At 52.7% G+C, this 12406-nt stretch carries 7 protein-coding genes; 1 reads left to right on the forward strand and 6 read right to left on the reverse strand.

Annotated elements, in window-relative coordinates:
• Positions 1 to 3: 3 nt before the first annotated feature.
• The 5 genes from Q8O77_RS05715 to Q8O77_RS05735 all read right to left on the reverse strand — a co-directional run bounded on the left by Q8O77_RS05715 (position 4) and on the right by Q8O77_RS05735 (position 7561).
• Positions 4 to 2631, reverse strand: a complete 2628-nt coding sequence (locus Q8O77_RS05715; protein WP_305551888.1) for a glycosyl hydrolase family 18 protein — start codon at positions 2629 to 2631, stop codon at positions 4 to 6.
• 195 nt (positions 2632 to 2826) lie between these two features.
• Positions 2827 to 4968: a glycosyl hydrolase family 18 protein gene (locus tag Q8O77_RS05720; protein ID WP_305551889.1), complete on the reverse strand. Its 2142-nt coding sequence runs from the start codon at positions 4966 to 4968 to the stop codon at positions 2827 to 2829.
• Between the two features lie 366 nt (positions 4969 to 5334).
• Positions 5335 to 6483: a glutathionylspermidine synthase family protein gene (locus Q8O77_RS05725; protein WP_305551890.1), complete on the reverse strand. Its 1149-nt coding sequence runs from the start codon at positions 6481 to 6483 to the stop codon at positions 5335 to 5337.
• 6 nt (positions 6484 to 6489) lie between these two features.
• Positions 6490 to 7137, reverse strand: coding sequence for a DUF1190 domain-containing protein (locus tag Q8O77_RS05730; RefSeq protein ID WP_305551891.1), 648 nt, complete (start codon positions 7135 to 7137; stop codon positions 6490 to 6492).
• A 10-nt stretch (positions 7138 to 7147) separates the two neighbouring features.
• Positions 7148 to 7561, reverse strand: a complete 414-nt coding sequence (locus Q8O77_RS05735; RefSeq protein WP_305551892.1) for a DUF350 domain-containing protein — start codon at positions 7559 to 7561, stop codon at positions 7148 to 7150.
• Between the two features lie 204 nt (positions 7562 to 7765).
• On the opposite strand from Q8O77_RS05735, the gene Q8O77_RS05740 reads away from it, so the two are divergent.
• Positions 7766 to 9844, forward strand: coding sequence for a M13 family metallopeptidase (locus Q8O77_RS05740; protein WP_305551893.1), 2079 nt, complete (start codon positions 7766 to 7768; stop codon positions 9842 to 9844).
• 67 nt (positions 9845 to 9911) lie between these two features.
• Here the strand turns inward: Q8O77_RS05740 and Q8O77_RS05745 are convergent, their stop codons facing one another.
• Positions 9912 to 12335, reverse strand: coding sequence for a TonB-dependent receptor domain-containing protein (locus Q8O77_RS05745; RefSeq protein ID WP_305551894.1), 2424 nt, complete (start codon positions 12333 to 12335; stop codon positions 9912 to 9914).
• Between the last annotated feature and the right edge of the window lie 71 nt (positions 12336 to 12406).

Here is a 12406-nt window from a genome sequence, read left to right on the forward strand (position 1 = left end):
ACGTTATAAATTACAAATAAAACTCCAGCTGCCATCACTACCGGGCACCGAATTAGTCCACCAGTTGGCTTTATACACGCCACCCTGATACGACAGATGGTCGCCGCCGCTGGCATGGCTGGGGTTACCGGCCCAGTCGGTTTGCGGCCACTGCGGATAAGGGTAGATAGTGGCAGTAATACCACCGCAGCTGTCGCCGCCATCACCACCATCACCGCCGTCGCCGTCGCCGCCGTCACCAATGTCCACCAGCGGCAACTGTGGGTACTCTTCGGCAAAGGCATACTCGTTGCCGTTAGCGGTTAGCACCCAGTTCGACGGCATTGGCATCGGCAGCTGATAATTCAGCGTTACCGTAACGCTTTCCCCACTGGCAACTGTTAAATAAGCCGGCAGGGTAAAGGCGACGCGGTGCAGGTTATTCTCCAGGCCACCGATATTGTTGCCACTGGCGTTACGGCCACTTTCTATTACCGTTAAGCCAAAACCACTTTGATCGCTGATGCTATCCGGTATCGCGGTTGGCACATCAAAGCTGATACTGCTGCCACCCGGAATGGTGCTGTCGCTGTGGTTGGTAAGTGTAAGCTTGGGGTTGATCGGAAAGTTTTGATCGCCCAGTTTAAAGTCGCTGATACTCAGGCGGATATCTGCCGCCTGCGTTGGCATAGCGCGTTCAGCTTTTACCGCACCATAAGGGCTGGCGCCGTTAAAGCTGTTATAAAACTGCGTGGTTAGCGTATTGCCGATAAAGTACTCGCCTTTGGCAGCATCCCAGCCGTAGTCGCCGGCCAGCTCCCAAAACATTACACCACCAATGCCGTTGTCTATCACGTACTGTGCTTTGGCGGCGATGCTTTGCTCGGTTTCTACCGATAAAAACACCTGCTTTTGCGCGTTCCACAACCAGGGCGCCACCGCGGTAGCATCGTAGTGGCGGCTGTAACTGCCGGTCAGCTGATGCTCCGGGTTAGTCGGGTCCAGATCATACAGGCTGAAGTAGCTGGCGCTGATGCCTTCAGCCAGGTTCATGGTGTGCCACAATGGGTTTGAGCCGGCCGGCATTTCGCTGCCCATGGTGTTTTTGTCGTGCCACAGGTTGTCGATGCCGACGGCGCCGTTACCGCATTTGCTTACTGTGCTGCCGCCGGTGCCGGGTGGGCACTCATTCTGGTTCGGTAAGGCCGCGCTGCCCCAGAGGCCAAAGTTGCCGCCCTGCACATCTTTCCAGCCACGGCTGTAGTACGGAATACCAATGTTAATCCGGCCGGCCGGCATAGTGCCGCGGAAATAACGGTAAGCCCAATCGGTATTCAGATAACCGATATTTTGGTATTGCGCGGTATTGTAGTAGTTCCAGGCCACTAACTCGGCGTCTTCACCGGTATCGAACAATGCGGCGTTATGGCCGACAAACTGGTTCCAGGCGCCGTGCAGGTCGTAGCTCATAATGTTAACGTAATCCAGGTATTGGGTAACCTGAAACGCTTCCATACCGCGCAGCAGATAGCCGGAGGACGGTGAGGCGATGGTCAGCAAATAGTGCTTGCCGTCAGCCGCACCGGCGGCGTCCAGTTTCTGCCGCAGTACCTTCATCAGCTCAACGTAAGAGCGCATTAAACCACCGCGCAGGCCGTTGGCCAGGGCAAAGTCGTCCGGGTTACCGGCATCGTTCATGCTGGTAGGATATTCGTAATCAATATCGACACCGTCAAAGCCGTATTGGCGGATAAAGGCTACGGCCGAGTCGGCAAAGGTATTAATACCCTGATTATTAATGCTTAGGTCGCTGTTGGTGGTCATAGTATAAAAACCGCCACTGGCAACCCGATCACCGTCGGCGTCAAAATAGCCGCCGCTTTCTGCCCAGCCGCCAACTGAAATCAGCGTTTTAACATGCGGATGCTGCTGTTTGTACTTATTCAACAGGTTAAAGTGGCCTTTATACGGCAGGTTAGGGTCGAGCTCAGCGCCGGCAATACCGGGCCATTCCATACCGGTAGAGGCATTGTCGGGGGCGGCCGCATCGCCAACCGAGATTTGATTGGCGCCATTAACATGGGCAAAGGCGTAGTTTATATGGGTGATTTTATCCCACGGAATATCGGAGGCTAAATAGGCCGGCTGGCCGTTTTTGCCATGGCGCCAGCTGGTAAAGTAGCCAATAATGCGCCGTGGATGATCCGGGCTGATGATTTCACGGCCGTCGGCATCATACACACTGCAGTAAGGTACATTAACGCCGGGCGTTTGATACAGGCCATCGGGCCGGCAGCTGTTATCACCAGGTACGCCCGGACCGGGCTCAGGTTCGGGGTCTGGTTCAGGCTCAGGGTCTGGCTCGGGTTCGGGTTCAGGTTCCGGGTCGGGCTCTGGTTCCGGCTCTGGCTCAGTACCATCACAGCTGCCGAGTAAGCTCCATTCCTGGTACGGCGCAGAGTGGCTGAGCGGGTCCTGGCCCTGATTCCACCAGTTAGCCTGAAAGGCCTGTTGTTGCTGTTGTACCTGAGCGCCGCCGCTATAGGCCGCGTCGTTTTGCCACTGCGCCAGGCTACTGCAATCAACTGCGTGGGCAGAAAAAGCCGCTGTGCTGGCTAATGCCAGCAGCGACAAGGTAGTAGTTAGTTTCATATCAAAGTTCCTGCAAAATGCCGGCATACCCGTCGTGCTTGAAGCTGCAGCTTTGTTGACTTCGCTTGCTCGCCCCAATCACATAGTTTGTCTATGCTCATGGGGTCTCGCTCACTCGTCGCCTCACTGCAACTCCAATCACTTAGGCTATAGAGCCCGAGCCAACTGAGTAGCACAGGGCCGCGGCAATATTAGTTATTGCTGCGTATGGCCTAAGCCTTCGTGCATCGCGTTTAAAATATGGCCGTTGTCGGCATCGATTTCCCAGGCGAAAATACCGCCCAACTGATGCTGCAGAACATAGGCGCCTTTCTCGCGTACTGAGCGCTTGGTATCAATACTGATCAGCGTATTGGTAGCCGGGTTCCAGACATAACTGGCCTTGGCCGTGTCATCCCAGCCTACGGTAAAGCCGTTCACGCCACTGGCCTCCGGTCCGCCCATAAAATCGGCCTCGATTTTTTTGTAATCCATAATGCCCGGTTCCCAACCGCCGCTGATGCCCGCACTCCCGGTGCCGCTAAACGGATTATTGCCGGATACACCAGACACATTTTGCCAGCCGCGACCGTACATGGCGGCGCCCAAAGCGATCTTGCCAGCCGGTACACCACGGTTTAGCAGATACTGCACGGCTTCATCGGCACTAAAACCAACAATAGGTGAGTTTGGCGAAGGATACAGACCGGTTTGGTGGCCAAGTACACCATTCCAGGCGCCGTAGTAGTCGTAGGTCATCAGGTTGATGTAGTCCATATGCGGTGCGGCATCTTCCCAGTCCACCACGCTGAGTTTTTCCACGCCACCAGACATGGCTGCGGCCAGCTCGTATTCGCGACCGGTTTCCACTTCCAGTGCATCCAGCGCAGCGCGCAGTTCCTGCATTAAGGTGGCAAAGCCGGCGCCATCCTGTGGACTACCCAATTCGGGTGTGGCACCGCCGCCGCCCGGGAATTCCCAGTCGATATCAATGCCGTCAAAGAAATCGTAGGTGCGGATAAAATCGATAATGGAATCAATAAATACCGCCCGCGCTGCCGGGTTTACGCCAACCTGATACAGCGGATCGGATAAGGTCCAGCCGCCAACGGAAGGCAGAATTTTTACGTGCGGATGCGCTTGTTTCAGCCGGTACAGCTCAGCAAAAATACCGCGAATTGGCTGGTCCCAAACATCACCAGGATAGCCTTTTTCCAGTGCGGCAAACTTGTCGTGCACCACAACCGAGTAGTCCGGCTTACCGGCGCATTGGCTGTTCAGCGCGGCATAACCTTCCGGATTCGCAGCCTGGAGTGACGGGTTATCGCCACACAGCGGGATAAAACCATAGTAAATATGCGTCAGGTTTTGCGCCGGAATATCAGCCGGATTAAAAGCGCGGCCATAGATACCCCATTCAACAAAATATGCTCCGACTTTTTTACCGCTGGTGTTGTTATAAGCCACGTTATTTTGCTTTAACGGATGTGGCCAGGCGGTCATATCCAGATCGGTCCATGGGTCGAAGCTACCATCGCCGTCGCCACCATCACCACCATCTCCACCGCCAGAGCCTGCCGTTACTGCCACGGTTTTTACATCGCTGTCGGTGCACAGCAGGGCATCGCTGCTTTGCTGGCACAGACTAACAACAAAGTTGTAGTTGCCGGTGCTGCTGAAGTTAACGCTGGTGCTGCCACTTTGCGCGGCCGGGCTGGCGCTGCTGAGGCTGGCGCTGTGTACTACCACACCATTTTGTTTTAACTGCCACAGATTGCCGTTAGTGCCCCACCACATATTCCACGCCAGGTTCAGGCTGGCGCTGCCACCGTTTAACGTTACGCTGTTTTCGCTCCAGGCAAAAGCCGGTTTAGCAGGTAGCGCCGGGTCAGGTTCGATAGGGTCCGGGTCTACCGGATCGGGGTCAACAGGATCCGGGTCGACTGGATCAGGTTCTACCGGGTCGGGTTCGCCGCCGGTGCCGCTGATGTTTACGGTGGTAACGCCACTTTGCGCGCATTCTTCCGTGCTGCCGCTCACCTGACACAGGCTGACTTGCAGCTGATAGCTGCCGGGCTGGTTAAACGTCAGGCTGGTGCTGCCGCTTTGCGCATTCTGGCCATTTGCTGTCAGTGCAGCTTCAAAGACAACGCTGTCATTTTGATGCAAATACCACTTGTTGCCGTTGGTACCCCACCACATATCCCAACTTAGCGGTACTTGTACGCTGCCGTTTTGTAGCTGGTAATCGGCTGCCATCCAGCTGAGCACCGGGGCATTGGGTGTGGCCGCCTGAACACTGGCTGCCAGCAGTAGTAGCGAAACGCCACCACAGCTTTTAACTGCTTGTTTAAACATAACTTCCTCCAATGGTGTTGCTTATTTTGTTATCTTTTTTATTGAGGATGCGCTGCAAGTTACTGCAGTATGGCAACGCATTGCTTGGCACATTTTATTTGTTGTCGGCCTGACGCTACTGCTCCGTGTCGTTTAGAAAATGAGCGGTATTGACTATGGCAAAAATGACAGCGTTGTCAAAAATAACGTTGGATTTTTTGATGATAATTTTTTGATTTACACTTAAATGACTGAAGTAAGACGGAATTTTTTTACAGTATAGTGCCCGGTTCTTTTACATATTATCGGGCCAAAAATGGCGTTTATCGGGAAGAATGTTAAAGTTGCGCGAAGTGCTGTAACGGGCACTCCGCGCAAAATGGCAGCTTAGTCGAGAATAATATGCGGCAGAAAGCGTGAGCTGTCTTTGGTGATCAGGCTGTTATCTTCGCGGATGCAAATGCCGGCGGCACTGTCGCCAACTACCCAGCTGCCAATCAGCGTGTAGTTATCGCCAAATTTCGGCAACGCTGCCAGTTGCTGATGAATAAAGCCGCTGTCGTTGTAAGGGCCGTCTTGTTGTAATGCCTGGCCTTCAGCGGTAACTAGCTGAATATTAGCGCCTTCACGCGATAACAGTGGTTTGCGTACCCAGCCGTTTTGCAAGCTACTACCGTCATCAAAAAACGCCGGCAACAGGTTGGGGTGGCCCTGATACTTTTGCCACAGCAGTGGCAATATACCTTTGTTTGACAGCAGGCATTTCCATAGCGGTTCAATAAACCGGGTTTGACTGGTTAAAATAGTGCCGGCGAAGTCTTCCTGCAGCATAAACTCCCACGGATACAGCTTAAATAAGCCGTGAACAGGAAAGCCGTCTAAATCGACCAGTTGGCCATCGATATCGCCCAGTTGCTCCAACTGAATATAGCGGCAGTTAAGCCCGGCCTGCAGTGCGATATCCATCAGGTAATCTACTGTGCCTTTATCTTCTATACTTTCGGTCACACTGGCAAAGTAGAACGGCTGTGGCAGGTTAAGCTCGCCAAAGGCTTGCTGCAGCTTGTCTTGCAACGAGTTAAACTGATCGGCGCCTTGCGGTAACTCGCCGCGCATTAACTGATCTTCTAACCACACCCACTGGAAAAAGCCGGTTTCATACAATGAAGTTGGCGTGTCGTAGTTCAGCTCCAGCAGCTTGGCCGGGCCGCTGCCGTTATAGCTAAAATCCATCCGGCCGTACAAGTGCGGTTCTTTTGCGCGCCAACTGGCCAGCACGGCATCCCAAAACTGCGGCGGTATGGCCAGTTGCTGCAGCTTTTGCTCATCGCCAACGATATCGTCTACCAAGTCCAGCGCCATCTGATGCAACTCTTCAGTGGGCTGCTCGAGATCCTGCTCTATCTGCTCAAGGCTGAACTGATAATAAGCGCTTTCATCCCAATACGGCTCGCCGTCAAAGGTATGAAAATTAAAGCCAACGCTCTCGGCGAAGGCTTTCCAACCCAGCCTGGGGTTACTGTTAATACGTTTCATCAGCTATTAACCACCATAGCTGCCAACACTGCGCTTAGCCGCCTGAGCGCCAAAGCCGCCACGGCGTGCCATGCTGGCAGGTTTGGGTTGCACCGCCGACGGACGGATACTGGCGGCGCCGGGCTGTGAAGCAACCGGCGTGTTGGTGGCAGTGCGAAAGGTGCCGCGATCATCACGCGATTTATACAGTGGTTGGTTGGCAACCGGGCTGCGCGTGGCGTTAGCCGTTTGCTGCTGCGGTGCACCGGCCATACCACCGCGGTTTAGCATTTGACCGGCCATAAAGCCCATCATCATCGGCATAAAAAAACCGCTGCTTTGCTGGCTTTGTGGCTGAGTTTGCTCAGTGCCGTTTACTACTGCGGTATTATTTGCCGCCAGCACAGGGGCTGTTTCGCACTGGCCGCTACCAAAGTCGGTTTCACATTCCTGTTTGCTGGCATAGCGCGGGGCTACCTGCGGGTGCAATGCTTCAGCCTCGGCAAAAGCCGCTTTACATTCGGCTGGTGGATTGTAATAGGCGGCACATTCGTCCGGGGTATTAAAAACCTGTACTTCAACCGGTTTTTCACCACAGCCAGCCAACACCATACCTGCGGCGGGCACCATCATAATCAGCCTGGCAGTTTTGCTGCGCTTAAAAGTTTTGCTCATGCAGTACTCCTTAATAACTCATACAGGCGGCGTTTAGCATACCGACAGTAACAGAACAGGCGGCAGAGAAAATGCCGGCAGCCAGCTCGCCTTGCGTAATACGTTGTGGCAGCTGTTTTAGCGCGGCGCTGCTGATAACAAAAGTCAGCACCTGCACCACCAGGGCCACGCCGCCCCAAATGGCGCAATCGAGCAATGACATCGAATGCGTAATGGCGCTGGCAAGTGGCCAGGCAAAACCGATTAGCGCACCGCCAAAAGCAATGGCTGCGGCAGGGTTATTGGCGCGAATAAGGCCAAACTCGTCATGTGGTGTTACCCAGGTATACAGGCGGATAAACAACAGCAATAACACGATGGCCAGCGCAAAGTAGGCGGCAAAGGCGGGTAAACCGGCAAGTGAAGTTAAAGCAGTATCTAACATGGTAAGTCCTGTAGTTAAAACGTCTGGCGCTGATCCTGCGCAAAAACACTACGTAGTTCAAGTTAAATCGGCCGTTAACGCGCGGTTATTTATCGCAGCCAGCCTTGTGCTTAACGGCTATTGGCTGGACAGCGCTGATCCGCGCCCTACACTGGTGCGGTACTCAATAATAACAACTATGTTTGACCTAACCAGGAACCCAAAATGAAAAAAATCACCTCAGTCGCGCTAAGCGTAGCGCTGGCATTGAGTGCTGTTGGCTGCTCTAACAGCACAACATCGGCTGCCAATACCGCCGCAGAGCAAACTACCGCCAAACAGAGCCCAGCTGGTTTAAGCTCGGGCATTACACTGAGCAATATGGATACCAGTGTGGCGCCACAACAGGACTTTTTCCGTTATGTTAACGGCAATTGGTTAGAAAACACCGACATTCCGGCTGATAAAGCACGCTGGGGCAGCTTTGATGAACTGCGTGAAAACGCCGAAAAGCAAGTGTTGGCGATAGTACAGCAACTGGCTGCTGAGCAGCATGTTAAAGGCTCTGACGGGCAGAAAATTGCTGATTTATATCAATCGTTTCTGGATGAACAGTTAGCTGAGGTGCTGGGTTTAAATCCGCTACGCGGCGAGCTGGCAGCAATTGAAAACGTAAGTAACCATAAAGAATTAACCGCCTTGTGGGGCAACTGGCAGCGATATCGCGTCGGCACGCCGGTGGCGGTATATGTCGGCCAGGATCAGAAGCAATCAGATCAGTATATTACCGGCGCGTCACAAGCCGGTTTAGGTTTGCCGGACAGAGATTACTACTTAAAAGATGATGCCCGTTCAATCGAGCTGCTGCAAAAATATCAGGCGTTTATTGCCAAGCTGTGGACCCTGGCGGGTTTTGATAACGCAGAACAAGCTGCAGCCGATATCGTCGCGCTGGAAAAACAGCTTGCGACAGCGCAGTGGAGCAGAGTACAAAACCGCGATCGTAATGCCACCTATAATAAGCTGACTGTAGCAGAGCTGGCCAAACTGGCACCGGGCTTTGACTGGCAGACGTTTTTAGCTGCGGCAGATTTGGGCGACATTGAGCAACTGGTGGTGCGTCAGCCTACGTATTTTACCGCCTTTGCCAAACTGCAGACGCAAACATCAGTTGAGCAATGGCAACAGTATCTGAAGTTTCATTTACTGCGCAGCAATGCCAATAACCTGAACCAGGCTTTTGTTGATGCCAGCTTCGACTTTTACGGCAAAACCTTAAACGGCCTGCAGGAGCAGCGTAGCCGCGAAAAACGTGCCGTCAGTCTGGTAGATAACAACCTCGGCTTTATGGTGGGTAAAAAGTATGTCGAACAGTACTTTAAGCCGGAAGCCAAAGCGCGGATGGACCAAATGATTGAAAACCTGCGCGGCGCCTTTCGCCAGTCGATAGACGAGCTGGAATGGATGAGCCCGGTAACGAAAAAACAGGCACAAATTAAACTGGCCAAATTTAACACCAAAATTGGTTATCCGGATAAATGGCGTGATTACAGCTGTGTAGAGATTACCCCTGCCGATTTAATTGGTAATTTGCGCCGCAGTGCCGAATGTGAATACCAGCGCACTACAGAGCGTTTAGGTAAGCCGGTAGACCGCACCGAGTGGGGTATGACGCCGCAAACGGTTAATGCCTATTACAGCTCTACCATGAACGAAATTGTGTTTCCTGCGGCTATTTTACAGCCGCCGTTCTTTAACGTGGCGGCAGACGACGCCGTGAACTACGGCGCTATCGGTGGTGTTATTGGTCACGAATTTACCCACGGCTTTGACGACCAGGGCCGCCGCTCTGACGGTGACGGCAACCTGCGTGATTGGTGGACAGAGCAAGATGCCGCACAGTTTCAGCAACGGGCACAGTTGATGGTTGATCAATACAGTGCCTTTAATCCGATAGACGATTTACACCTGCAGGGCGCACTGGGCCTGGGTGAGAATATCGCCGACTTAGGCGGTTTAACGGTGTCGTATAAAGCCTATCAAAACTCACTGCAAGGTAAGCCGGCTGCGCTGATTGATGGCTTTAGTGCCGAACAGCGTTTCTTTATGGGCTGGGGCCAGGTATGGCGGATTAAATTCCGTGACGAAGCACTGCGCCAGCAGGTCATTACCGGGCCGCATTCGCCGGGCATGTACCGCGTACTGGGCACGCTGTCGAATATGCCGCAGTTTTACGATGCGTACGATGTAAAACCGGGCGATGGCATGTACCGTGACGACAAAGTACGGGTAAAAATCTGGTAAAGCCGACAATCTGGTAAAGCTGACAGTAAAAAGCCGCGATAAACGCGGCTTTTGTTTTAACGCACAGTTAGAATCTTACGTTTACACCAACCCAGAAGTTACGCGCTTTATCTTTATTGTTGTAGTCATCAACAAAGCTGGCGGAGTAACCGTTTTCACCATTATCATCGCGCACACAGCTGTCGGCTGTTTCGCTACATTCGGTAAAGGCGATGTTGTAGGTAGTAAAATCACGGTCCAACAGGTTGTTTATCCGCGCATTAAAGGTTACCGACTCGCTGGCTTGGTAAGAGGCACCTAAATGGAACACGTTGTAGGCTTTGTAATATAACGCTTTATCGTTCTCGACATCCCATGAACGGTAGCGCTTGGTGCGGTATTCTGAAGTCAGGAAGACGTTCAGCGCATCAGTTGCGTCCCAGCTTAAGGTCAGGTTGGCCATATGTTTGGCACTGCTGCCCAGTGGCCGGCCTTTGTTGGCACCGCTTTTTTGCTCGCTGTCGGTATAGGTGTAGTTAGCGCGCACTGCCAGGCTATCGGTGGCTTGCCAGCGTCCGGCCAGCTCTGCGCCCTGAATGGTCACTTTATCAATGTTGACGGTTTTGCTACTGGTGGCATAGCCAAGATCAGCATATTCACCGGTTGGCGCACATTCAATGTTGGTGCCGGTGCCACAAGGCTGCGAAGCGATTTTATCGTCAAAATCGTTCTTAAAGATGGTGGCATTGAAGTTATGGCCGTTCTGGTGTTGCCAGTAGGCGGCAATCTCGCTTGATATGCTGGTTTCTGCTTCCAAGTCCGGGTTGCCGAACATTGGCGAGGTACCCTGACCACCAAAACCAATTACACCGTTGTACAGTTGGGTGGTTTTCGGTGTTTTGTAACCGGTACTGACGCCACCTTTAATAGTCCAGCTTTCGTTTAGGGTGTATACACCATACAGCCGCGGACTGAGTTGGCTGCCGAACACTTCATGATCATCACGGCGCAAGCCGGCGGTAACAGAGAAATCTTGCGTAGCATCCCAGGTATCTTCAGCAAATACCGACCACATATTGTGTTCTTGTACAGCACCAGGTGTACCGCTTTCCATGCCAAAGACACCGTCTTCCAGCTCACCGCGGATCACCTGAGCACCTACCACCGCAATATGTTGGCCTGCCAGCTCAAACGGCATATCCAGTTTAGCATCCAGCGTATACTGATTGCTGGCCATAACCCGCTTTGCCCGCGGTAAGAAGGTGGCTTCAGCTAAGTCTTTACGCTCTTCTTCACTGATATCAGCATAAACACCGGTGCCATCAAACATCGCCAGCAACAACTCACGCTCTGCTGTAGTAAAGGGCAGGGTACGGCCATGGTTTTGTGTATCAACATAAGATAACGACACAAAGCTGTTACCAAAATCCCATTTACCTTCGTGCGTTATTGACCAGGTATCACGGCTGAACTCTTGGGTTGGGCTGTAACCGATACGTGGGTTAGCACGGCGTGCCCATTCTCCACCGGCATCAATACAGGCTTGCTCGTTTCGGCCTGCGGCACCTTTACAAAAATTAGCGGCAGCCCAAACGCTGTCGATATTATCTACGGTACCCACCGGATATTGTCTGGAACCATCGTCGTTAATCACCGGGGTGTTGTCGTACTGCTGCGTTGAAGTTTCAATATCAAACCAGATGCTTTGGTTGCTGGCCGGAGTCCAGCTTAAGCGACCGCCGAACACTTCATTGTCGTTGTCGACGGTTTTACCGCCGCTACCAAAACCCAGTGGGCGGTTACGTACTTCGCCATTAGGATATTCAATAGGCGCATACTGCGGCGTTGATGCCATACGGTTGTAAAAACTGCCGCGCAGTGACATACCCAACACACCCGGGATCAGCGGACCCATTACGTTAAAGTCAGTGGTAATATCTTCACCAAAGGCGTCATCGGTTTGCACGGTGCGGCTGTGGCTGACAGAGCCCATCCATTTATCGGTAACTTTTTTGGTAATAATATTGATAACGCCGCCCAAAGCATCTGCGCCGTATAAGGTAGATGCCGGGCCGCGGATCACTTCAATGCGGTCTACCGCGTCCAGCGGTGGTATATGGCCAAACTGGTTGCCGCCAAAGTTATTCGGGTAAATATCGCCATGGTTATTTTGCCGCTTACCGTCCACCAGTATAAGTGTGTAGTCTGACCCCATACCGCGCATACTAATGCTGCCCTGGCCGGTTTTATCACGGGTTTCACCTATATCCACACCTTCCAAATCGCGTACCGCATCCAATAAGGTGGTGTAAGGCCGTTTCGCCAACTCTTCCTGTGTAATAACCGAAATACTGGCTGGCGCATCCACCAGTTTTTGCTCGAAGCCCGAAGCGGTAACCACGATAACTTCCATATTGTAATCCGGCGCAGCGGCAGCAAGGTTAGCGTTGGCTGAAGGTAGCGCAAAAACAGCGGCCATGGCGCACGCCAGGGTGGTGGGGCGAAACAACATTTTTAACTCCTTTAACAGTGTTATTCAGGCAGGGATGCCGGGCTGGAACGTAAATTATTGTAAATAGTGTG

The sequence above is a fragment of the Rheinheimera sp. genome, from assembly GCF_030690345.1.
Taxonomy (GTDB): domain Bacteria; phylum Pseudomonadota; class Gammaproteobacteria; order Enterobacterales; family Alteromonadaceae; genus Alishewanella.